The sequence below is a fragment of the Nocardia niwae NBRC 108934 = DSM 45340 genome (genome assembly GCF_001613465.1).
Lineage (GTDB): Bacteria > Actinomycetota > Actinomycetes > Mycobacteriales > Mycobacteriaceae > Nocardia > Nocardia niwae.
In genome coordinates this window covers 67,546-89,721 of the sequence record NZ_BDCK01000041.1, presented here as the reverse complement: position 1 = coordinate 89,721, position 22,176 = coordinate 67,546, and the positions used below count along the sequence as shown (strand labels likewise).

Here is a 22,176-nt window from a genome sequence, read left to right as displayed (position 1 = left end):
TCCGCCACCGCTACGACGTTGCCAACAGTGGATCCCCAGCGGGGTCCACCGGCTCGAGGAACGGAGGCCGATGAGCGGCGCGACGACACAGTGGACCGACCGTCCCGACGCGGACACGGCGCAGGAGATCAGCGGCCTGCTGGCCCGCGCCACCGAGGCCGACGGGGTCGCCCCGATCTCGGAGCAGGCCGTGCTGTCACTGACGTCGGACGACCACGCCGGAGCGCGCCATCTGCTCGCGTGGCGCGACGGCGCGATCGCCGGTTACGCCAATCTCGTTCCGCGGCACGGCGAACATCCCGCGATGGCCGAGGTCGCCGTCGACCCGTCTCAGCGCGGGCACGGCGTGGGTACCGATCTGGTCACGGCGGCCCTCGCCGAGGGCGGTCCGGGAGCGCGGGTCTGGGCGCACGGCGACCGGCCGGCGGCCAAGGCCGTTGCCGCCCGGCTCGGGCTACGGACGGCGCGCGAGCTGTGGCAGATGCGACGACCTCTGGCAACTCCAGAGCTACCGGAACTTGTGGTCCCGGACGACATCGTGTTGCGCACCTACGCCGGTCCCGCCGACGACGCGGAATTGCTGCGAGTGAACGGCGCCGCCTTCGCCTGGCATCCCGAGCAGGGCGGGTGGACCGAGCGCGACATCGAGGTCCGCCGCGCCGAGTCGTGGTTCGATCCGGCGGGCCTGTTCCTGGCGTTCGACCCGGCCGCTCCGGCTCGTCTGCTCGGATTCCACTGGACCAAGGTGCATCACGCGGAGAATCCACCGCTCGGTGAGGTCTACGTGGTCGGCATCGATCCGGCCGCGCAGGGCCGCGGACTCGGTCGTCTGCTCACCCTCGCCGGTTTGCGCTACCTGCGCGACCGCGGGTTGGCCGAGGCGTTGCTCTACACCGAGGCCGACAACGTCGCCGCGGTGCGCACTTATACCCGTCTCGGCTTCGCTCCGGCCCACGTCGACGTCGCCTACGCCGCGCCGGAGGCTGACTGACAGGCGACAGACTGGATGCGCGCGAGTAAAACTGCGGCAAACGTCACATCCACCCGCTGCAATCGCGCCGGGCTGTTCACTCTCCGTTCACTCAGGTCGGTCCAACTGTCAACCACGTGACTTTAGGTTGTGTGAGGGCAGCACACTGCTGCCTGGTGCGCAAGTTCCCCGCGAACAGCACCACAGCACCCGTCCGGGCCGGTGAGGGACCGGACGCGTAGGACGCCATTCCGGAGGAATAGTGAATCTCAAGCGCAGCAGCGCCCTCGTTGGTGTGCTGGCCGTCGGCGCCATGACGCTGGCCGCCTGTGGCAGCGACGACAACACCTCGGCCGACACGGGCAACGTGGCCAAGGTCGACGTCGCCTGCGGCGGCAAGAAGGCCCTCAAGGCCAGCGGCTCCTCCGCGCAGAAGAACGCGATGGAGCGCTTCATCGCCGCGTACGAGAAGAACTGCGACGGCGCCACGCTCAACTACACCTCGAGCGGCTCGGGCGCCGGTGTGAGCGAATTCATCGGTGCCCAGACCGATTTCGGTGGCTCCGACTCGCCGCTGAGCGCGAAGAAGGACGAGCCGAAGAAGGCCGCCGACCGCTGCGGCTCGCCCGCGTGGAACCTGCCGACCGTCTTCGGTCCGGTCGCGATCACCTACAACATCGACGGCGTGACCGATCTCGCGCTGGACGGCCCGACCGCCGCCAAGATCTTCAACGGCACCGTGACCACCTGGGACGCCCCGGAGATCAAGGCGCTGAACCCGAACGCCAAGCTGCCGTCCGAGCCGATCGCGGTGATCTTCCGCAGCGACGAGTCGGGCACCACCGACAACTTCCAGCTCTACCTGGACTCCGCCTCCGACGGCGCCTGGGGCAAGGGCGCGGGCAAGGCCTTCAACGGTGGCGTGGGCGCAGGCTCGAAGGGCAACGAAGGCACTTCGGCCGCGGTGAAGACCACCAAGAACTCGATCACCTACAACGAGTGGTCCTTCGCGAAGGCGCAGAATCTGTCGATCGCCCGCATCATCACCTCGGCGAGCAAGGACCCGGTGACCCTGAGCGTCGCGTCGGCGGGCAAGGCTATCGAGTCCGCGAAGATCTCCGGCCAGGGCAACGACCTGGTCATCGACACCTCCTCGTTCTACAAGCCGTCGGTCGCGGGCGCGTACCCGATCGTGATGCCGACCTACGAGATCGTGTGCTCGAAGTACTCCGACGCCGACACGGCGAAGGCGGTCAAGGCCTTCCTCACCTCGGCGGTCACCAACGGCCAGCAGGGCTTGGACGAGGCCGGGTACATCCCGATCCCGGAGCAGTTCAAGACCAAGCTGACCACCGCAATCAACGCCATCTCCTGATAGCAGTCCCACATGACCGTCCACGACGAGGTTGCCGCCGCAGGCCAGTCGGATTCGACCGACCAGCGAGCAGGCGGAGATACTGCGCTCATGCCGAGCAAGCCGAGTACCGACCCGGCCACGAAGAAGAGCCGCCCGCACAGCCCGCGAGCGGAGGTCGTCTTCCGCTCGCTGGCCACGACAGCGGGTGCGATCATCGTCGCCGCCATCGCATTGATCGCGCTGTTCCTGCTCATCCGGGCGGTGCCGTCGGTGCTGGCGAACGAGTCGAACTTCTTCACCAGCACGGACTTCAACACCTCGGACGCCAACCACCTCCGGTTCGGCATCCGGGATCTGTTCATGGTCACGGTGCTGAGTTCGATCTTCGCCTTGGTGCTCGCCGTTCCGATCGGCATCGGCATCGCGCTGTTTCTGACGCACTACGCGCCGAAGTCGCTGGCGCGGCCGTTCTCGGTGATCGTCGATCTGCTCGCGGCGGTGCCCTCGATCGTGTTCGGTCTGTGGGGAATCCTGGTGCTCGCTCCGCAATTGGAGCCGATCCAGACCTTCTTGAACGACAACCTGGGATGGCTGTTCCTGTTCGCGGACGGCAACATCCCGTTGGCCAGCGGCGGCACGATCTTCACCGCGGGCGTCGTGCTCGCGGTGATGATCCTGCCGATCATCACGTCGGTCAGTCGTGAGGTGTTCAACCTCACCCCGCGCGCCCACATCGAAGCGGCGCAGGCGCTCGGCGCCACGAAGTGGGAAGTCGTGCGGATGACGGTGCTGCCGTACGGCCGCAGCGGCATGATCGCCGGCGCCATGCTCGGCCTCGGACGTGCGCTCGGCGAGACGATCGCCGTGCTGATCGTGCTGAAGACGGCCGCCCAGCCGGGACAGTGGTCGGTGTTCGACGGCGGTTACACCTTCGCCTCGAAAATCGCTTCGGCGGCCGCGGAGTTCAGCGCCCCGCTGCCGACCGGCGCCTACATCGCGGCAGGCTTCGTGCTGTTCGCGCTGACCTTCGTCGTGAATGCGCTGGCTCGACTCGCCGCGGGCGGAAGGGTGAACGGGTGATGACCTCCTCGACTCTGGACCGGCCGATCAAGCCGCCCACCTTCCGGGATGTGAGCCTGTCGCGCAAGGTGCGCAACAACCTCGCGACCGGCTTGGTCTGGCTGGCGTTCGGCATCGCGCTCGTGCCGCTGGCCTGGGTACTGCTCATGGTCATCAGCAAAGGTTTCAGCGCTGTGCTCCGGGCGGACTGGTGGCAGAACTCGCTGAAGGGCGTGTTGCCCAATCAGGTCGCGGGCGGCGTCTATCACGCCATCTACGGCACCATCGTGCAGTCGCTGGTCGCCACGGTGATCGCGGTGCCGCTCGGCATCATGGCCGCGGTGTATCTGGTCGAGTACGGCCGCGGCCTGCTGGCCAAGACCACGACCTTCATGGTCGACATCCTGGCCGGTGTGCCGTCGATCGTCGCGGCGTTGTTCATCTTCGCGCTGTGGATCGCGACGCTCGGTTTCCCGCAGAGCTCGTTCGCGGTGTCGCTGGCGTTGGTGCTGCTGATGTTGCCGGTAGTGGTCCGCAGCACCGAGGAAATGCTCAAGCTGGTGCCCGACGAACTGCGTGAGGCGTCCTACGCGCTCGGTATCCCGAAGTGGAAGACCATCCTGCGGATCGTGGTGCCGACCGCGTTGCCCGGCATGATCAGCGGCATCCTGCTGGCCATCGCCAGAGTGATGGGCGAGACCGCTCCCGTGCTGGTGCTCGTGGGCTACAGCAAGTCGATCAACATGAACATCTTCGACGGCAACATGGCGTCGCTGCCGCTGTTGATCTACCAGGAGTTGGCCAACCCCGAAGCAGCTGGACGCGAGCGGGTGTGGGGCGCGGCTTTGACCCTCATCATCATCATCGCCCTCCTGTACCTGGCGGCTGCGGTCCTCAACCGCCTGCTCACCCGGAACCGATAGAAGCGGAACGGATTACCGAAAATGGCCAAGCGGATCGACGTCAAAGATCTGAACATCTACTACGGCAAGTTCCATGCCGTGTCCGATGTCTCGCTGACCGTGCTGCCGCGCAGTGTGACCGCCTTCATCGGTCCCTCGGGTTGTGGCAAGTCCACGGTGTTGCGTTCGCTCAACCGCATGCACGAGGTGACTCCGAATGCCAGGGTCGAGGGCGCGGTCATGCTGGACGGCGAGGACATCTACGGCAACCAGGTCGACCCGGTGGGCGTGCGCCGGACGATCGGCATGGTGTTCCAGCGGCCCAACCCGTTCCCCACCATGTCCATCCGGGACAACGTGGTCGCCGGCCTGAAGCTGCAGGGCGTGCGCAACAAGAAGGAACTCGACGAGGTCGCCGAGCGCTCCCTGCGCGGCGCCAACCTGTGGAACGAGGTCAAGGACCGCCTGGACAAGCCGGGCGGCGGCCTCTCCGGCGGTCAGCAGCAGCGTCTGTGCATCGCACGTGCCATCGCGGTGTCGCCCGACGTGCTGCTCATGGACGAGCCCTGTTCGGCGCTCGACCCGATCTCCACCCTCGCGATCGAGGATCTGATCACCGAGCTGAAGAAGGAATTCACCATCGTCATCGTCACCCACAACATGCAGCAGGCAGCGCGTGTGAGTGACCAGACCGGCTTCTTCAACCTGGAAGCCCAGGGCAAGCCGGGAAAGCTGATCGAGATCGACGACACCGAGAAGATCTTCTCCAACCCGTCGCAGAAGGCCACGGAGGACTACATCTCCGGTCGCTTCGGCTGATTCCGGTTGCCGAGTGGCTGTGCACCGAGGCTGCGACAGGCAAAGTGAAAAGCCCTGGGGTATGCCCAGGGCTTTTCTGCGTTCCGGCCATGAACTGGTACCGCATCAGGCAACGTTGGCCCGGTTCACGATCCGACGTAGTTTCCAGTCGGCGGTGTTTTGTTGAGCCAGATGATGTAGCGGCGGATCATACTTGCCTGCTCTCGGTGGCGGGGTTGGTCGGCGCCATCGAGAGCGAAATACCGCAAGGCGGTGAATTGGGTTTCGGTACGGTTGAGCCATGAGGAATTCGTTGGGGTGCAGGCCATTCCGACGCTGTCGGTCTCGACCCAATGCGAGCGGGCGCCGAAGGTGCGCTCTGGTCATTGTTTCTTCCGGCATGGTTCGGTAACCTGTGAAGCAGGGGGGTTCGAATGGCGCAACCTCTGTGAAATCCGTTGAAACGAAAGAGGTTTCGTGATGATAGTACGATTGTTCTCTGGTGCGTTGGTCGGTGTGGCCACGATCTTGACCGCGACGATGCTCGCTCCGCAAGCTTCGGCTGCGCCAACAGCGCCTTGCGATGCGTATACCGTTGGCAACGTTAGTTATGAGGGCACGACGAAGTGGATTTGCTACTCATACGGCGGGGGCAGGTACGGATGGGTCGTTGCCGGATAGTAATACCCGCTCCTGTTGTAATCGACGCCGTCGACAACTGGCAGCCGTCGGCGCATAACTCGACAGTCCAATGATCGGCCCCGACCGCTACCAGCGGTCGGGGCCGATTGCCGTTGTCCTTGGCTTGGTTTCGCGTCCGCAAACGCGCGTACATGAAACGAAGGCCCCGGGTGCTGCCCAGGGCCTTCGTATATTCGGCCGGGAACTCGTCGGCTATTCCTCGGACGGGGTCTCGAAGAGCGGGGTCGGCGTGGCCTGCACCCGGCGCGTATGTTCTGAATCCGATTCCCTGTTCGCCGCCGCCGGCGCCCCGAGCAGACCGGTGCCAGCCGGAGCGGTCGACGGGGAACCGGGCGCGGACGGGACGGTACTGCTCGGATTGCCTGCGCCGACATCGGCGTAGCTCGCTTGCCGGACGGACGCTGGTTGTTCCTGCTTGGTACCCCCGGGCTGCGACGAATTCGGTTTGTCGGTTTTGCTTTCGGTGCTTGCCGAGTTGTCCGGTTTTTGATCAGCTGATTTCGCGTTCGGGTCGGTGGACTGATTCGTCGCAGGATCGGCGCCCGGTTGGGTGGGCGTCGGCGTGTCGGTTGTGGTCGGGTCGCCGGTAGACGGTGCGGCCGCGGGCGTACCGTCGGCCGCACGATCGGCACTGGTGATCACCGTGTCGGCAGCGTTCGCGAACTTCTCCGCGGCCGTTCCGGCAGAGTCGATCAGGCCCTTGCCCGCCTCGCCGCCCGCTTTGATGATGTCGGCGAGATTGTCGTCCAGCTTGCCGACGGACTCGATCAACGTGGGCACATTTCCGGTGATCGTGCCTACCGCGTTGATCAAACTCGTCACATCCGAGGGCTTCCACGAGTTGGGGTCGCTGGCCGCGCCAGTGGAAGCGGGTGTCTGGGCGGGTTGGTCGGTCTTGGTCTCGTCCTTGCCCGTACCGGTGCCGTCGGTCTTGGCGTCGTCTTGTTTCTTCCCGGACTGATCGGCCCCGTCTTGCTTCGTGGACTGGTCGGCTCCGTCCTGTTTCGTGGACTGATCCGCTCCGTCCTGGTTCGCTTGCTGCTGGTTCGCGATGGGGCTGGCCTGCGGCGTGCCCGCGGGCGTGGTGGAGGGGTCGGTCGGGTCCTGTTCGGTCTCTCCGGTGTCGGACTGACGGCTGTATACCGCGAGCATCGGATCCGTCTGCGGTGTCCCGTCGAGCGGGTCGCCCTCCCCGAGTTGCTCACTGCGGGTGCGCACATTCGCGCCGGCCTGCTCGATCTTGGTCGCGACATCCGATTGGGTGCCCAGCAATTCGTTCAGCGCGGTCGTTATGGCGGTCTGGTGGGTGTATTGGGTGTCGCCGTTGTCATCCGAGACGTCCGGGCCGGGAGTGACCTGCCAATCCTCGGAGACAGTGAATCCGGCCGCGACGGCTTCGTCGACCTTGTCCAGCAGAGCTTGACGGAACCCGGCCAGGCTGGTGCCGCTGTCGATCAACGTCTGTGCGAGGTCGTCGGTATCCAGCGCCACTTTGTTCGCCGCATCGCGATCGCCTGCGATCCGGTCGTAGGCGGCGTAATAGGCATCGCCGCTCCAATGCGCGCCCGCCGCCCGGATCTGCGTGACCGTTTCATCGATCAGGCTGACGAATTCGCTATTGCGCGTCCGTATTTCGGTTCCGGCTTCGCCCAATTTCCACGGCTGCCATTCCGACCGCACCTGGCTCAGAGTGGGCGTCGTGCTCGTTGTCCTCACAGGTGTGCGCCCATCGCGTCGAGGCCGTCACGGAACTCCTGGTCGGATACCTCGTAATTCGCGGCGCCGCCTTTCGCGATATTCGAAACGCGCTTGCAGCGCATGGCCATCCGCTGCCACGCGTCCTCGATGTTCGAACCCGCTGCCGAGCAGACTTCGCTCAGCGTCGAACCCGGGAGCGCACCGCCGAGCGCATCGGTGGTTGCTCGTACGGTCAAAACCCCGATCGCACCGCCGATTGTGTCCATCGACGCGGCCAACGCGCGTAGCTCCGCTGGATCGACGTTCATAACGCCCCCCTTCATACCGGATCCCCTCCGGCGTAACGCTATACCAGAGCAATCCCGCCCCGTGCGGCCAAATCTATCATTCGCCGCCCGCGAAAGGTCAAGACCGGCAAGCCTTTCGGCAACCCTTACGCATCCGGATCCGGCGGGAGAACGCCGGTGACCAGAAAGATGACCCGGCGGCCGATCTCGACCGCGTGGTCGGCGAAGCGCTCGTAGTAGCGGCCGAGCAGCGTGACATCCACGGCCGCGGCGACGCCGTACTTCCAATCGCGGTCCATGAGCAGTGTGAAGAGGTGACGGTGCAGATCGTCCATCGCCTCGTCGTCTTCGTTCAGCTGCGCGGCGCGTTCCGGGTCGCGGGTCTCCAGCACCTCGCGCGCACCGGCTCCCATATTCACCGCGATGCGGCCCATCTCGGCGAAGTAACCGTTGACGGACTCCGGCAGCGCGTGGTTCGGATGACGCCTGCGCGCGACCTTTGCCACGTGTAGCGCCAGCGCGCCCATCCGGTTCACATCGGCGACGATCTGGATCGTGCTCACCACTTGCCGCAAATCACCGGCGACCGGCGCCTGCAGCGCGAGCAGAGCGAAGGCCTTCTCCTCGGCGTCCTGGATCAGCTCGGCGATCCGGTCGGACTCACTGATCACCTGCTCCGCCAGCGCGAGGTCCGCCTGGAGCAGCGCCTGGGTCGCCCGCTCCATGGCAGAGCCGGCCAGCCCGGCCATCTCACCCAGCAGGTGGGCGAGCTCGGCCATTTGCTCGTTGTAGATGACACGCATAACAGCTGACACTAGTTCGCCGCGCTGACCAAGTCACGAACACGGAGTGAATGACCGGTGCGCATCATTAGCGCCAGGGTTGCCGTTGACGATTCAACGACCGGCGGCCGCCGCCTTGGCCGGACTCGAAACGGCGAGAACGCGACGATATGTGATCTTAATCCCACTCCTGCGGGGGTGTGGTTCACTTTGGTCCGCCGCGGGGCGTAGACGGCGTCGAGCTGACACGACCACCACACCCGGTTCCGAGCTCTCCGCCCCCGAAGACTCGGGTGGTGATCGAGCAAGCGCACGGTCACCACCCGAGGTCGGCGCGAACTAGCTGTAAACGCGGAACCGCCAGGCGTCGCCGCCGAAGGTGCTGCCGTTGGGTACGAACTCACAACGGTCGCTCACGCGGCTTCCCTGCTTCTGGAACAATGCCCGGGTCTTCTCGCAGTCTCGCTGCGATTGGAACTGCTGCGTCCCGTCTGCTTGAGCAGGACCTGCGAACAATGCCAAGGCGGCCACCGCCGCGCTTGCCCCGAAGATCAACTTGCGTACCACTGAAATCCCTCCCTTGTTGATCAACAACAAAGCGACCATAACAGAGAGTCGACCGGATTTCTATCGAAAATTTCTGGGCTACAACGTGATTCGATGCGAACCAGTTCTGTGGCGGCTGGAAGGCTCGTCGTGCGGTCCTCTATTTGCAGATCTCCTCGGCCGCATTGACGTGTTCCAAATCCGACGGCAGCACGGCGGGTGCCGAATCCGTCGAGGTGCTCGTCGTGACGTTGGTGATCTCGTCACCGACCGGTGTCGGCGCCTTCACCGTGACGCCGGTCTTCGAATCGCCTCCGATGACGACCTCGACGATGCCGCCGAGATCGTCGGCGGCCTCGATGGTCGCGCCGGGGATGGAGGTCGCTACGGTCGCGGCCTCGGCCTCCAGGCCGGGGGCGTAGCGGACCTTCGTCGTGCTGGAGGTGCCGTTGGCGTAGTTTCCGGTGTTGTAGATCGTGAAGCCCTGGTTGCCGAGTTTGGTGGCCGCCGTGCGCGCCAGCCCTTCGGCTCCGGAACCGTTGGACACCAGCAGCGAGACATTCGAAGGATCCACCGCCTTGTACTTGGTCGGTGTCGGAGCGGCCGGGGTCGGAGCGGGTGCGTTCGCCTGAACGGTCGGCTTCTCGCCTGGCAGAGGCTGATCGTCGCGGATCGCCTTGAAGATCGCCTTGATGTCGGATTCACGGGGGATCTCGTTGCCGTAAGTGGTGGTGCCCGCGGTCGGAACGGTGATGAAGGTGACCACGCCGGCATCGATCTTCTGCAGTGAACGTCCCAGCATCAGTAGGTCGGTCGTTTCGACCTTGTTGACCCAGGTGTGCTCGCGAAGCGCAGTGATGAAGCCGTTCAGCTTGCCCGGATTGAACAGCACCCTGCTGGACAGCGTGCTGCGTAGCAGCGAAGCGAGGAAGCGTTGCTGTCGGTTGATGCGGTCGTAGTCGCTGCGCTCCTCGCCGTAGATGTGCCGGGCACGCACGTACTTCAGCGCGGTTTGGCCGTCGATGCGCTGCTTGCCCGGGTGCTCGAGGATGGTGCCGAGCACGTCGTCGACGAGCGGCTTGGACGCGCAGACCTCGACGCCATCGATCTGGTTGACCATCGACTCGAAACCGGCGAAGTCGATGCCGATGAAGTGATTGATCGACGCGCCGGTGAGGCGCTGAATCGTAGAGACGAGGCACATCGGGCCGCCGAGGTTGTAGACGGCGTTGAGCTTGTCGCCCATGGCAGACGGGAACTTCTCGTCGGTGTACACGCCTTTGTCGTTGTCCCACCCATTGCACTGGGGCCTGGTCACGTCCAGGTCGCGCGGGAAGGAAACTACGACGACCCGACTCCGGTCCTTCGGGATGTGGACCAGCATGGTGGTGTCTGCGCGGGCACCCTCGGCGTCGTCCAAAGTGCCCGCGCCGAGCTGGCCGTTGGCCCCTGCGCGTGTGTCGGTGCCGACGAGCAGGTAATTCTCGTCACCGAGCTGGGCATTGGAATCGATGATGTCTTCTGAGTTCTCGTCGAGGGCATTGACCTGGGTGAAGCTGTCGGTCGTCGACCGTAGGTAGCTCCAGCCGCCGCCGGTGACCAGCAATGCGAGGACGGCGCACACTGCTCCCCCCGCCCTTCCCGCGGTCCGCAGCCGCTTGTTGCGGCGCTCCCGGGAGGCCTGCAAGCGGGTCTGGGCGGTGCCGACCGGCTTCGGCTTCGTGCCCTTGCCGTCCTTGGTCGGCCAGCCCACACCCTTGCGTAGCGCGCGCGTCGGTTCATCGACCGGGGGGATTACGTCGGTGACTTCTTCGGCCTGCTCCGGTTCCGAACGCGCGACCGGATCGTCGGGCGCATCGGGCGCCGAGCGCTCGGCGGGGCGGCGGGTCGTGGCGCGGGCGGCCGGTGTGGCGCCCGTGATGTCCTGGACCACCGGCGAGCTACCCGTCTGGCGTAGCGGGGGCGAGTCCGGTGCCCGCCGGGGACCGGCTGCCGCACCGCGGCCGTTGGCGGCGGCCGGGTCGGCGGGGCGGCGCGGAGCTTCCTGACGTGGCTCGGCGCGATTGATTCGTGCGGAGGGCGGGCCTGCCTGCGGCGGCACCGGCTCAGGGCGGCGGCCTCGGCTCGGCGGGGGACCCGCAACCGGCGGCGTGGGCTCGGCGCGGCGGCCTCGGCCGGGCGCGGCGGCCGGGTCCGGCGGCGGGCCGGGTTCCGGGCGACGGCCTCGGCTCGGCGCGGCGCCCGGTTCCGGTGGCGCGGGTTCCGCGCGACGACCGCGGCGGCCGCTGCGTTCGTTGTCGACCCGCTGGACGAGATCGTGGACCGTCAGCGGCGCGGAACTCTGGTCCGGAGCGGCGTCGGTATGGCGCGAACGACGAGACGTGCGTGCGGCGTCTCCTTCGGGGTAGTCCGCCGCGGGATACCGCTCCCACGGGGCGCGACCTCCGGGCCGTGGCGAACGCCCGTGCCGATCGTCACCCACCAACGAACCTCGCTTTTCGTCTTGCTTTCCGCCTGGATCGAACCGGACCGGCGGCACCGATCCCGCAATGATAACGATTCCGCCACGGCAGGCCACCCCACAGCGAAATCGAACAGGTCACAACAGTGTTGACGCTCTTGTTCGCTGTGCGATTGCCATCATCACCCGCCGCTGTGCATCACATCCGCTGCGCGCGGCACCGCGGGATCGTCCGGATCGTCGAGCCAGCCGTGCGGCAGCGCCACCTTGCCCGGCGAGCCCTGCCTGCCACGCGGGCCTTCCGCGTCCTCCGGGAAGGGAACCGCCGGGTCGAGCCGGCCGACCAGGTCTTCCAGCTGTGCGAGGCTGCCCACGGTGGCGAACGAGCGACGCAGATCCGAGCCGACCGGGAAGCCCATCAGATACCAGGCCATGTGCTTGCGCAGATCACGCATGGCCTTGTCCTCGCCGAGATGCTCGGACAGCAGCGCGCCGTGCCGGTAGAGCACCGCGCCGACCCGGCCCAGATCGGGCGCCTCGGGCAGCGGCTCACCGCGCAGCGCCGCTTGCAGCTCGGCGAACAGCCACGGCCTGCCGAGGCAGCCACGGCCGACGACCACGCCGTCGCATCCGGTCTCGTCCATCATGCGGACGGCATCGGCGGCGGAGAAGATGTCCCCGTTGCCGAGCACCGGGATCGAGGTGACAGTCTCCTTGAGCCGGGCGATCGCGGACCAGTCGGCCTGGCCGGAGTAGCGTTGCGCGGCCGTGCGCGCGTGCAACGCGACCGCCCGCGCACCCTCGGCTTCCGCGATGCGGCCCGCGTCCAGATAGGTGTGGTGGTCGTCGTCGATGCCGATCCGGAACTTCAGGGTGACCGGGACCCCCGCGGGTTCGGCCGCGCTCACCATGGCGCGCACGATCCGCCGGAACAGGGTCCGCTTGTACGGCAGGGCGGCGCCACCGCCGAGACGGGTGACCTTGGGCACGGGGCAGCCGAGGTTCAGGTCGATGTGATCGGCCCAGCCCTCGCCGACGATGATGCGCACCGCTTCACCGAGCGTGTCCGGATCCACGCCGTAGAGCTGCATCGAGCGGGGAGTCTCGTCGGCGTCGAAGGACATCATGTGCAGCGTCTTCTCGTTACGCTCCACCACCGCACGCGCGGTGATCATCTCGCACACATAGATCGAAGTCGGGCTGCCGAATTCGCGGCACAACTTACGGAATGCCAGATTCGTGATGCCCGCCATCGGCGCGAGCACGACCGGCGGATCGACCGGATACGGCCCGATCCGCAGTTTCGCTGTCGCCTCGGTAGTCATCGTCACGCCGACAAGTGTCTCATTTCCGCACGTAAGTCGGCCGGAGCGGGTCGCTCGCCCAGTACGTATGTCGCGATGGCGGCCGCTTCACGAGTCCGTTCATACCGCGCCGCCGTCCCGTCCTGGACGGCGGCGTGCTGCCGCTGCGGTCAGCCTACGGAGCTGCCCGCCATCTGGCGGTCGCGCTTCGCGGCTTCGCGGGCGAGCATGCGGTCGCGCTGCTCCTCGAACTTGATGACGTCCTTGCTCAGCTTGTCCAGGAACAGGCCGAGACGCTCGCGGACCGCCTCGCCGCGGGCGGTGAAGTCCGTGCGTTCGAAGATGTTCCACTTCTTCAGCACCGGCTGGACGACCTCCTCCAGGTGCTGGCGCAGGTCATAGATGCCGTGCTTGGCCATCAGCACGCCGTTGCGGCGGAAGTTGGGCATGCCGGCGCCGGGCATCTGGAAGTTCTCCAGGATCAGCGTGATCGCCTCGATGGCCTGGTCGGGAGCGAGGTCGAGGGCGGCGCCGCACATGTTGCGGTAGAAGATCATGTGCAGGTTCTCGTCGGCGGCGACGCGCTGCAGCATGCGGTCGGCGATCGGATCGTCACAGACCTTGCCGGTGTTGCGGTGACTGACTCGGGTGGCGAGTTCCTGGAAGGTGACATACGCGACGGAATGCAGGAAGCCCGCGTCGGCTTCGGCAGGGGAGGCGAAACCGTTGGTCATGTGGACCATCCTGGCCTCTTCCAAGGCGACCGGATCGACGCCGCGGGTCACGACCAAGTAGTCCCGCATCACGATGCCGTGGCGGTTCTCCTCGGCGGTCCAGCGGCCCACCCAGGTGCCCCACGCGCCGTCCTGCGAGAAGTTCTCGGCGATCTCCCGGTGATAGGAGGGCAGGTTGTCTTCGGTGAGCAGGTTGGTGATCATGGCCGCCTTCGCGACCTCATTGAGCCGGGACTGCTCCGGATCCCAATCCACGCCACCGAGTGCCGCGAAATTGCGGCCGTCGTCCCACGGGACGTAGTCGTGCGGATGCCATTCCTTTGCCAGGGAGAGGTGCCGGTTGACGTTTTCTTCGGCAACCGGCTCCAACTCCGTCAGAAGCTCGAGTTGAGTCAGATCCCTTGCCATGTATGAACCCTTCAGTGTGTGCTTCCGGTCGTGCAGGTCATCCCAAGGTAGACCGATACCGATGCGGCCATACCTTACGGCACCGTAGGTGTGATGCGAAACGCATCCGTTAGACGATCGATGCCCTGGTGATCCACCTCATACGACGCCTCCGCCGTTCGGTGATCTACACGAGTGTATGGGTTCTGCCCGCAGCAATGGGACTATCGACGCGGCGCTCGGAGCGTTAGCGGGGGGTGGTCGATCACACTGCCGCGCCGGGCGAGCCGGGTACGGGACGAAATGCCCAGGTGCTCGCGCGTGTCGGCCCCCGTAGCGCGTCTAGCTGCGATGTTCCTGTGAACCGGCCGCCGACGACGTCGTCGGGGCATCGCGGTCGCGAGGCGGATCCGTCTTCGCGTTACGGCGACAGGGTGTGGGAAATGAGCGGGTGTCGGCAGGGTCCAGTGGGTGTCGGCCCACTGCCGCCTACTGCACCGGCACGAGCAACTCGACGGATCCATACCGCATGGTCAGGTTTCCACCACGTGATTCGACTCCGTGGATTCCAGTCATCGAGTGTCACTCGGAACTGTCGGTGAGCTGTCGCTGTCCGTCGATCATCTCGGACACGAGCGTGCGCAATACAGGGAATCGACGACCGGCTTGGCCGACATCGGGACCTCCCACCTCCCACCTGACAACCGACCAGGCGAGTGCCAGAGGGCGTTTGCTTCCGGCAAGGGCACTGCCGCCGCTATCTCCGGCCGGACGAGCGAGCGCATAGGCCTGCCGCAAGTCGGGGATGCCGCGAGCGAGGGTTTCGGTGTGATCAGATCGATGCCCGCCACAACCTCCGCCACGTTGGCGAGCCCATAGGCCCGCCGCTCCTGGTCGGAGATGCGGCGGGCGAGGGTTTCGGCGCGATCGGGGTCGGTGCCGGTCACGACTGCAGCCACGTTGGCGAGAGCATGGGCACGCCGCTCCGGATCGGGGACGCCGCGGGAGTACCTCGAGTTCGCCTTCTCACTCGTGCATCAACGGGGCGATGAACTCCCGCACTTGCGCCACATACAGCGACGACCCGCTCAGCAACGCCCACTCGGCCCCCACCGGCAGCGAAGTGGTCGATGGTGATGTCGGAGCCGATTCGCAGATCACCTTCTCGACCTCGTCGAGGTCGAAGGTCGGCGCACCGGGCGGATAGCCCCTTCTGCGGACGATGCGACCGGGGCGGGACTACCGTTGCGCTGCCGAAGGGTCGTCTTGATCATCGACCCTCCCGGCTCGCACCCCACTGATCCTGATCGAACCGCCCGCTTTGACATCGGTGAAGTCCACCGCGCGCTCGGCGGACCCGGTCAAGTCGTTGATCTCGATCTCGCCGCCGGCTTCGACCCTGGTCAGTTTCACACCCACTGCTTCCGCGGCGGCGGGATCCTCCTCGGCGACCACCCGCAGCAATTCCTGCGCCGCTGATTGCACCTGCTCGTCATCACCGGCGCCGGTTTTGCTGAGCCGCCTGGCCAGCAGTTGCCGCCGCAGCGGTTCCTCCGGTTCGGATTCCACCCCCACGATCTCGGCCTCGAGCACCCCGTAGCGGCGAGTGATCAGCCTCTTCAACGCGGTATACGCATCGCGGACCGCTTGCTTGGCTGTGTCACCCGCCCCCGCGGCCGCTCCGGCTGCCACCGCGGCCGCGATCAACGTCACTGGATCCATTCCGTCGCCCCTCCACTCGACTCCCGCCCACCGGTGGCAGACCCGCACAACCTAGCCGGAAATCCGCTCGGACACAGTCATTCGAATCCAGTACGGAAGCAGCCGCCGTGAAGTCACGGCACGCGAGCGGGTCGCAGTGAAAGAGGAATCCGCGACAGCGACGCCCTGGGGAGAACTCCGGCGAACAGGACGGGCGCCCGGGGTGACCCGGGCGCCCGGCGCCTGTGCCCCCAGTAGGGCTCGAACCTACGACCTGCGGATTAAAAGTCCGTAGCTCTACCAACTGAGCTATAGGGGCGCGGAGGAACAGTGTAGTGGGACCGGGGGCGGATGCCCCAATCGGGGGAGTTCGTGTCGGCGGGCGGGGTGGAGGGGTGGGGTCGGCGTGGCGGCCGGGTGGGGCGCGCGGCGACGGGGAGTTGGGTAACGCGGCGTGCACGGTGGGCGATGCAGGCGGTAAACACTTGGCACCCAGCTTTGTTCATCTCAGCTGGATCTGGATATCATTCAATCGTGTTGGCTGGCAATGTCTTTGGAATTGCAGGGGGTGAACGGCTCCGGCCGGGGAAGGCGCGCGGGATGGGTTGGCGGGCGAAACGTAGGCGGCGGCCGGGCGTCCGGAACGCCGGTTCGCTCGCGTGAACCATCCTGGGCCGCTGGCCAATTCACGCACTCCCGGGATGAGCCGAGGGAGTTGCCGAATATTTGCCGTAACAGAAAGTGGAATCGGATGGTTACCTGACTCGCCGGTTTGCCGCGTGTCGGATCGGGATTCCGGGTACGGTGACGCCTTGGTGAATTCCGAAAGAATCGCGGACTCGTTCGGCGTCACGGAATTCGGATTGTCGTTGCTGTGTCCGAGAACGCCGCGGTCGGTCCCGCCGGCCACGGCTCGACGGAACTCGATGCCGCAGGAGGAGGCGCGTTCGAGACGAAGAAATGCCCGGATGCGCACCCCCTGCGGCGCACCCGGGCAGGCAGACTATACCAGCTGGTGTGGTTCAGGTTTTTCGGGAGTTTTCGTACCGAAGGTTTGAAATCGGGCGGAAACCGGGTTTCACGTTTGATAAAACTCATGAATTCGCGCCGAGGGTCCGTTCCTTTGGGGGTGGCTGATTGGCGGCGAGTAGGCTTCGGAGGCGTTTCGAGCATGGCACGGCAGCAAGAGCGGGCGCGCCGGACACGGGCGGCGATTATCAGATCCGCCGCCGTTGAGTTCGGGAAGAGCGGCTATGCCGCTGCATCGCTCAACCGCATATTGGAAGGGTCGCGTGCCACCAAGGGCGCCATGTACTTCCATTTCGATTCGAAGGAAGATCTGGCACGCGCGGTGCTGGAGACCGCGGTGGAACGCTACCGCGCGTCCGCCGAGCGCTGGCTGGCGCGAACGGACCTCAGCCCGCTGGACATCCTGCACGGGGTGGTCGACGAGATCGCGCTGCGGCTCGAGCACGACATCATCGTGCAGGCCGAGTATCGCCTGATCATCGAACCCGACTTCTACCGGGACGTGCAGGCCGGTGGCGGCCGCATCCTGGGCCGCACCACCAGGGTGCTCACCGTGCGCGCCATCGACCACGGCCAGCTGCGCGCGAACGCCGACCCGGACCGGTTCACGCGCACTCTTGCCGCCGCGCTGGCCGGCCAGCGGTACATGGTGGACATCCTCGGTGGACAGGTGGACCTGCGGGCGCGATTCGAGGAGGCGCTCGAGGTCGTGGTCGAGGCGATGGCCACCATGGAATGGCTGGAGAAGTTCCGCAGCGACGGCTGGCGCGCGCAGGCACGCTTGGAAGAGCTCGGTTTGAGTCTCTGACCAGCCGGTTTGGGATTCGAGTCCGGTCTGTCATAAGCTATCCCAGCTCCCAACGGACAGCCGTTGAAAGCCGGTCCGGAGAAATCCGGGACGAGCCCCCTTCGTCTAGCGGCCTAGGACGCCGCCCTTTCAAGGCGGTAGCGCGGGTTCGAATCCCGTAGGGGGTACGATCTACGGATCGTTGGTAGCAGAGCAAGGCCCTGTGGCGCAGTTGGTTAGCGCGCCGCCCTGTCACGGCGGAGGTCGCGGGTTCGAGTCCCGTCAGGGTCGCAAGTAAGCGCCGGAGATATCCGGCGTTTCGCGTATGGCATTCACTTCGGGTGCCTGCGGCCAGGTAGCTCAGTTGGTACGAGCGTCCGCCTGAAAAGCGGAAGGTCGCCGGTTCGATCCCGGCCCTGGCCACTCACAAGGACCAGCCATTTCGGCTGGTCCTTGTTGCTTTTGGAGAAGGATTTGCCGCGCTGTGAGTGACCGTGATTGCCCCGATCTGACCCGGATTCTCCGGTACGTATCGCACGGTTGTTGCACGGCGAGGCATGGTCGGATCGCCGCGTGCTGAGCGGTCCGTGCCCCGGGGGAGGCTGGCCGCGCGAGCGGCGTGAAGGGGAGGCACGTGGCGGCGCTCAGCGACTCGTGAGACCGCCGTTCAGGGGCGATCTGTCTCAGGATTGTCCCGGGATTGTCCCGGGACGCGGTAGTCCCGTCTAATCCCGAAAATCTCATCTCGATATCTCGTTGACCTGCACCTTCGGTGCAGGGCTCTCCCCTCACCCGCCCCCGATTCTCTAGGGCTTCGGTGAAGCGTTGAACCCCTAGAGAATCGGGGGCGGGTAAGGGGAGAGCCAGGTGGGTCAATTAAGTGGGTGAAGTGGTGAGGTGGAGGACCACAAGTGGAGGGTTGGGTGGGTGGTTGCGTCAGGTGCGGTGGTTGCGTCTAGCGCAGCGCGATCCGGATGAGGTGAAGTCGGAGAGGCGCGCGGAGCAGTTGGCGATGGAGGCAGGACCACAAGAGAAGAGTTCGGCCGGGTCGCGTTGATGCGTATGCATCAAGTTCCAATGCCCGGTTGATGCGTAGGTGTCAAGCGCGCAGCCGAAGTTGACGCATAGCCATCAATGGCTTCTGCGGTCACTCAACCGTCGGTCGTGATCGGGTACTCGTTTACGATCACTGTGCGTTCGGCGGGCCAAATCGACTCTGCCACCTCAAGAACCGTTCCGTCCTCGGCTCTCGCGCAATGGACCACGTGAACCACTGGCGATCCTGGAGCAAGCTCAAGTGTCGCGAGTTCGTCGGCAGTAGCCAGTCGAGCAATGAGGCGATCTTGCGCCCACGCATACCGCTTGCCCGACAACTCCTCGATGCAGAGGAAAAGCGCTTTCGGCACGACAGACGGCGTCTCGAGGTATGTACCTGCCGCGAAATCCATCGGAATGTAACTGGCCCCGATCTCTTCGGGGCGACCTGTGTCCTTGTCGAAGAGATGCCGTCGGCGGGTCACGACATGAGTGGTGCCAGCGGGGAAGAGGTCCACAACATGGCCTGGAACGGGCTCAACACCAGCAAAAACGATCTCGTGCCGAAGATGGGGAGTGAGTAGCTTCTGGTCGGCCCTCGCTCTGCCGTACTGTCGCCAGCCCGTCCGTTGCAAGCGGTTCGTCTCCTTGACGAAGGACCCAATGCCATGACGGGACTCGATGAGCCCTTCGGAGCGCAGTACCCCGAGAGCCTGTCGGACCGTCGGAAGGCTGACATTGAAGCGGTCCGTCAGCTCGGGTTCGGTAGGTAGCCGCTGTCCGGGTTGCAGTTCACCTGCCTCGATCTCTCGTCGCAGTGCTTCCGCTATCCGACGGTATTTCGGTGCAAATGCGCTGGTGTCCACGAGGTGCCCTTGTCTCTCCGGCGGGTAGGAACCTACCTCTGAGTCTAGTCTTCACGAAGACTTGACCTCTTTTACCCCTGATGCTCTACTAGTAACCGTGGTCTTAATGAAGACTTTAAGACCACTCGGTGGGCGGTAGACAACCGCGTCAGCCGACAAAAAAGCTCCCCGGCAGCGCGAACTGCCGAGGAGCCTCAGTTGACCGAAGCGGGCTGCAACCCCTCCGGTCTTTCACTTCAGGATGAGAGGTCCGTGAAGCATGTCCAGTGTAGAGCGGCGGCGGCCGAACGATCGGTTGTGGCAGGCGATGACGGCGGCCGGGGTGAACTCGGAGCAGCTGGCGAAGAAGGTCGGGGTCAACCCAAAGACGGTGGAGCGGTGGCTCATGGATGGTCGTCCACCGTTTCCGGTGCACCGCCACGCGGTGGTCGAGGCGATCGGTTCGAGCGTGGAAGAGCTGTGGCCCGGTCAATCGCGGCGGCGTTCGCCGGATGCGAATGAGGAGTTGCGGGAGGCGATCTACCGGGCGCGCCTGACGCCGGAGCAGCTGGCGGAGAAGTTGGAGGTCGACGCCAAGACGGTGGAGCGGTGGATCGCCAAGGGCCGCCTGCCGTATTCGCGTCATCGGGCGGCGGTGTCGGAGCTGGTCAAGGTTCCCGAAACGCAGTTGTGGCCGGACGCCCATCGGGAACTGGAAAAGCGGATGGCCGCGACCGACCCTGCTGGCGTGTGGCATCGGTGGGCCGAGCAGCAGATCCAGGCCCAGGCCGCTGAGATGCGCCAGCAGTTGGGGCTCACCAGTCCACGCAGCGCCCGTGGTGTCGAACGCGCGCGGACCTTGGCCGACCACGCCGCGGCGTCGGCGCCGATCAAGGAAGCCGACATCCACCCGCAGCTGCACGCCGAGCAGGCGCAGCGGTCCACGCCGGTAGAGGTGCCGCGCTACCGCCCGCAGTACCGAACGATGGAGGAGTACGACCGTCTGCGCGAGTCCTGGCCTCGGGTGGAGCGCAGCCGATGACCGACCACAACAGGAGGATTCACGCGGCTGGGGGAGCGGCCGACCGTGACGAGCGCATCCGGGGACTGCGTGACCTGGGAGCCACCTATCAGCAGATCGCGCGGCAGCTGCGCATCCCGGCCCGCAAGGTCGAAACCGTGCTCGGTGAAGCGACCGCGCTGCACGAGTCCGGTTACACGGTCCGGGAGATCTGCGAGCGCATCGGATTGCCGCGTGCGTCGGCGCACCGGCTGATCACCGACCGATCCGGGGCAGCGGTGCTCTCGGCTCGAACTACGGTCGCGGTCACGGGGTTGGTGGACATGTACGGCATGCAAACCGATGTGCTGGGCTGGTTCCTGGATCTGCCGCGTACCACGGTCTACAACCTGGTCGGCCAGATGCGCAAAGACCGTCTTGTGCAGCCGAAGCTGATCGAAGTGCAGGCCGGGGCGAAGTGGGTGGTGCCGACCGGGGAAACCGCGGCGACCTATCTGGGTTGGGTGCCGCGCGCGGTGTGGAAGCCGACGAACAACCATTGCGAGCACTACCGTGCCGTCGCCCAGGCCCGGATCATGCTCAACGGTGCGGATCTGACCAACTGGATTTCCGAGCGCCGTCTACGGCATGAGGCCGAGATGGAGCGGCGCCAGTCACGCTCTCGTACAGCCACGGTGGGGCACATCCACGACGGCCGGTTCCTCGGCGTCGTCGACGGCACCTATGGGTGGTGGGCGGTCGAGGTCGAGTTGACCGCCAAGAGCGCCGCGAACATGGACAAGGCCCTGCGTGGCGCGATCTGGGCTGCCCGTGACGCGCAACCCGGCCCCATGACCGGCGTTCTGTACCTGTTCCGGGGCCGTGAGGTGGAGAACACCGTCATGGCCGCCGCCGAACGGCTCCCGGCCGCGTTCAACGACCTGGACATGCACCTGGTGATACGCGACTTCGACCGCGAATGGAACCGCTTCCTCACCCACCGCAAAGCCCTGCGCGCCGCCAAGACCGCGCCCGGCGCCATCGTCCCCGCCTCTTCCAAGGACCTGCCATGACACTCCACGCCCACGATCACGGCGACTACTTCTACGCGACCGGCCGCGAGTCCCGCAGCATCTACGCACTCGTACAGCACCGCGCGATGCAACCGGATGTGCTGGCCGAGTTCCTCGGCACCGGCCGCAACCACGTCTACGAAATGCTGACTCGGTTGCGCGCCGGCGGAATGGTGCACCCGCTCACCCGGATCTCGACCGGCCCGAAATGGATCGTGCCGACCCGCGCGGCCGTGACGCGGGTGTTCGGCCACCCGATGCCGGACTGGCAGCCTTCCCGTTTGTGGTCTGCCCGCGGCCGCGCCGTCGCCAAAGTCCGGATCGCGTTGGGCGCGACCGGGTTCTACGACTGGCGCTCGGAACGGGAACTGCGCTACGACACCGAATACCGTGGTGCGTTCCCCTACGACGGGCAGCTGATCCTCGGCGGCGCAACGGTCGGAGTCAAGGTCGATGTCGGCAACTCGACCACGCCAAGCAAACTCGCCGAAACGCTGGTGCGCACCATCCGCACCGCCACCGACCTGTGCGACGGCCTGCTGTACGTGTGCACCGGAGACACCGAACCGGACACCGTGCTGCGCACCATCGACGAACTCACCCGTAACGGTGTCCTCGACAACGGTGCACTGACCGTCGCGGCCGTCGACTACGACGACCTCACCGACCCCGATATCCCGGTCCTCACCCCGTGGGGTGTCGCATGACCGAACCACTAC

At 65.8% G+C, this 22,176-nt stretch carries 18 protein-coding genes and 4 tRNA genes; 12 read left to right on the top strand and 10 right to left on the bottom strand.

Annotation, left to right across the window (positions count from 1 at the left end; genetic code table 11):
• The first annotated feature begins 70 nt into the window (after positions 1–70).
• The 5 genes from mshD to pstB all read left to right on the top strand — a co-directional run bounded on the left by mshD (position 71) and on the right by pstB (position 5,107).
• Positions 71–991, top strand: a complete 921-nt coding sequence (mshD, locus tag NNI01S_RS27190; protein WP_063023267.1) for a mycothiol synthase — start codon at positions 71–73, stop codon at positions 989–991.
• Positions 992–1,232: 241 nt separating this feature from the next.
• Positions 1,233–2,345 carry a phosphate ABC transporter substrate-binding protein PstS gene (gene pstS, locus NNI01S_RS27185; protein WP_157114992.1) on the top strand — a complete coding sequence of 371 codons (1,113 nt, stop codon included), beginning with the start codon at positions 1,233–1,235 and terminating at the stop codon, positions 2,343–2,345.
• Between the two features lie 90 nt (positions 2,346–2,435).
• Positions 2,436–3,407, top strand: a complete 972-nt coding sequence (pstC, locus tag NNI01S_RS27180; RefSeq protein ID WP_063023265.1) for a phosphate ABC transporter permease subunit PstC — start codon at positions 2,436–2,438, stop codon at positions 3,405–3,407.
• A complete protein-coding gene (gene pstA / locus NNI01S_RS27175; RefSeq protein WP_063023263.1) occupies positions 3,407–4,309 on the top strand; it encodes a phosphate ABC transporter permease PstA in 903 nt (300 codons plus the stop codon). Before pstC ends, pstA begins: the two co-directional genes overlap by 1 nt.
• 21 nt (positions 4,310–4,330) lie before the next feature.
• Positions 4,331–5,107 carry a phosphate ABC transporter ATP-binding protein PstB gene (gene pstB / locus NNI01S_RS27170; RefSeq protein WP_063023261.1) on the top strand — a complete coding sequence of 259 codons (777 nt, stop codon included), beginning with the start codon at positions 4,331–4,333 and terminating at the stop codon, positions 5,105–5,107.
• A gap of 873 nt (positions 5,108–5,980) precedes the next feature.
• Here the strand turns inward: pstB and NNI01S_RS27165 are convergent.
• From NNI01S_RS27165 to NNI01S_RS27125, 9 genes are all read right to left on the bottom strand, one after another.
• A complete protein-coding gene (locus NNI01S_RS27165; protein WP_157114990.1) occupies positions 5,981–7,504 on the bottom strand; it encodes a hypothetical protein in 1,524 nt (507 codons plus the stop codon).
• Positions 7,501–7,794, bottom strand: a complete 294-nt coding sequence (locus tag NNI01S_RS27160) for a hypothetical protein (RefSeq protein ID WP_063023257.1) — start codon at positions 7,792–7,794, stop codon at positions 7,501–7,503. Before NNI01S_RS27160 ends, NNI01S_RS27165 begins: the two co-directional genes overlap by 4 nt.
• A 125-nt stretch (positions 7,795–7,919) precedes the next feature.
• Positions 7,920–8,576 carry a phosphate signaling complex protein PhoU gene (phoU, locus tag NNI01S_RS27155; protein WP_063023255.1) on the bottom strand — a complete coding sequence of 219 codons (657 nt, stop codon included), beginning with the start codon at positions 8,574–8,576 and terminating at the stop codon, positions 7,920–7,922.
• 318 nt (positions 8,577–8,894) lie between these two features.
• The gene (locus NNI01S_RS27150; RefSeq protein WP_063023253.1) at positions 8,895–9,161 is read right to left on the bottom strand and encodes a hypothetical protein; all 267 of its coding nucleotides are present in this window, start codon (positions 9,159–9,161) and stop codon (positions 8,895–8,897) included.
• 100 nt (positions 9,162–9,261) lie between these two features.
• Positions 9,262–11,034 (bottom strand): LCP family protein, encoded by a 1,773-nt coding sequence (locus tag NNI01S_RS27145; protein ID WP_245676390.1) that lies wholly within the window; start codon positions 11,032–11,034, stop codon positions 9,262–9,264.
• 710 nt (positions 11,035–11,744) lie between these two features.
• On the bottom strand, positions 11,745–12,887 hold the full coding sequence (dusB, locus tag NNI01S_RS27140) for a tRNA dihydrouridine synthase DusB (protein ID WP_063023363.1): 1,143 nt from the start codon (positions 12,885–12,887) through the stop codon (positions 11,745–11,747).
• Between the two features lie 149 nt (positions 12,888–13,036).
• Complete coding sequence (locus NNI01S_RS27135) at positions 13,037–14,008, bottom strand: acyl-ACP desaturase (RefSeq protein ID WP_063023251.1); 972 nt, start codon at positions 14,006–14,008, stop codon at positions 13,037–13,039.
• Positions 14,009–15,226: 1,218 nt separating this feature from the next.
• Positions 15,227–15,709 (bottom strand): Het-E N-terminal domain-containing protein, encoded by a 483-nt coding sequence (locus NNI01S_RS27130; protein ID WP_063023249.1) that lies wholly within the window; start codon positions 15,707–15,709, stop codon positions 15,227–15,229.
• 225 nt (positions 15,710–15,934) lie between these two features.
• Positions 15,935–16,007, bottom strand: a tRNA-Lys gene (locus NNI01S_RS27125).
• A gap of 852 nt (positions 16,008–16,859) precedes the next feature.
• Here NNI01S_RS27125 and NNI01S_RS27120 point away from each other — a divergent pair.
• The 4 genes from NNI01S_RS27120 to NNI01S_RS27105 all read left to right on the top strand — a co-directional run bounded on the left by NNI01S_RS27120 (position 16,860) and on the right by NNI01S_RS27105 (position 17,927).
• Positions 16,860–17,525, top strand: coding sequence for a TetR family transcriptional regulator (locus NNI01S_RS27120; RefSeq protein WP_063023247.1), 666 nt, complete (start codon positions 16,860–16,862; stop codon positions 17,523–17,525).
• 94 nt (positions 17,526–17,619) lie between these two features.
• Positions 17,620–17,692: transfer RNA gene (locus NNI01S_RS27115), tRNA-Glu, on the top strand.
• A 29-nt stretch (positions 17,693–17,721) separates the two neighbouring features.
• Positions 17,722–17,795: transfer RNA gene (locus NNI01S_RS27110), tRNA-Asp, on the top strand.
• 58 nt (positions 17,796–17,853) lie between these two features.
• Positions 17,854–17,927: transfer RNA gene (locus NNI01S_RS27105), tRNA-Phe, on the top strand.
• Positions 17,928–18,655: 728 nt separating this feature from the next.
• Here NNI01S_RS27105 and NNI01S_RS33895 read toward each other — a convergent pair.
• Entirely contained in the window at positions 18,656–19,405 is a 750-nt protein-coding gene (locus NNI01S_RS33895) for a GntR family transcriptional regulator (RefSeq protein WP_084489343.1), read from the bottom strand.
• A gap of 259 nt (positions 19,406–19,664) precedes the next feature.
• On the opposite strand from NNI01S_RS33895, the gene NNI01S_RS27095 reads away from it, so the two are divergent.
• Genes NNI01S_RS27095 through NNI01S_RS27085 form a run of 3 tightly spaced genes read left to right on the top strand, consistent with a single transcriptional unit; the run spans position 19,665 to position 22,164 of the window.
• Complete coding sequence (locus tag NNI01S_RS27095; protein WP_157114989.1) at positions 19,665–20,426, top strand: helix-turn-helix domain-containing protein; 762 nt, start codon at positions 19,665–19,667, stop codon at positions 20,424–20,426.
• Positions 20,423–21,457 (top strand): helix-turn-helix domain-containing protein, encoded by a 1,035-nt coding sequence (locus NNI01S_RS27090; RefSeq protein WP_063023240.1) that lies wholly within the window; start codon positions 20,423–20,425, stop codon positions 21,455–21,457. The genes NNI01S_RS27095 and NNI01S_RS27090 overlap by 4 nt, the downstream gene beginning before the upstream one ends.
• Positions 21,454–22,164, top strand: coding sequence for a hypothetical protein (locus NNI01S_RS27085; protein WP_063023238.1), 711 nt, complete (start codon positions 21,454–21,456; stop codon positions 22,162–22,164). The genes NNI01S_RS27090 and NNI01S_RS27085 overlap by 4 nt, the downstream gene beginning before the upstream one ends.
• The last annotated feature ends 12 nt before the right edge of the window (positions 22,165–22,176 follow it).

Bases quoted from the DNA above. Each gene is read 5' to 3' on its own strand.
- NNI01S_RS27135 (WP_063023251.1), bottom strand. From the start codon at position 14,008: ATGGCAAGGGATCTGACTCAACTCGAGCTTCTGACGGAGTTGGAGCCG.
- pstB (WP_063023261.1), top strand. From the start codon at position 4,331: ATGGCCAAGCGGATCGACGTCAAAGATCTGAACATCTACTACGGCAAG.
- NNI01S_RS27150 (WP_063023253.1), bottom strand. From the start codon at position 9,161: ATGGTCGCTTTGTTGTTGATCAACAAGGGAGGGATTTCAGTGGTACGC.
- NNI01S_RS27095 (WP_157114989.1), top strand. From the start codon at position 19,665: ATGTCCAGTGTAGAGCGGCGGCGGCCGAACGATCGGTTGTGGCAGGCG.
- NNI01S_RS27120 (WP_063023247.1), top strand. From the start codon at position 16,860: ATGGCACGGCAGCAAGAGCGGGCGCGCCGGACACGGGCGGCGATTATC.
- mshD (WP_063023267.1), top strand. From the start codon at position 71: ATGAGCGGCGCGACGACACAGTGGACCGACCGTCCCGACGCGGACACG.
- dusB (WP_063023363.1), bottom strand. From the start codon at position 12,887: ATGACTACCGAGGCGACAGCGAAACTGCGGATCGGGCCGTATCCGGTC.
- phoU (WP_063023255.1), bottom strand. From the start codon at position 8,576: ATGCGTGTCATCTACAACGAGCAAATGGCCGAGCTCGCCCACCTGCTG.
- NNI01S_RS27160 (WP_063023257.1), bottom strand. From the start codon at position 7,794: ATGAACGTCGATCCAGCGGAGCTACGCGCGTTGGCCGCGTCGATGGAC.
- pstC (WP_063023265.1), top strand. From the start codon at position 2,436: ATGCCGAGCAAGCCGAGTACCGACCCGGCCACGAAGAAGAGCCGCCCG.
- NNI01S_RS27085 (WP_063023238.1), top strand. From the start codon at position 21,454: ATGACACTCCACGCCCACGATCACGGCGACTACTTCTACGCGACCGGC.
- pstA (WP_063023263.1), top strand. From the start codon at position 3,407: ATGACCTCCTCGACTCTGGACCGGCCGATCAAGCCGCCCACCTTCCGG.
- NNI01S_RS27090 (WP_063023240.1), top strand. From the start codon at position 20,423: ATGACCGACCACAACAGGAGGATTCACGCGGCTGGGGGAGCGGCCGAC.
- NNI01S_RS27130 (WP_063023249.1), bottom strand. From the start codon at position 15,709: ATGGATCCAGTGACGTTGATCGCGGCCGCGGTGGCAGCCGGAGCGGCC.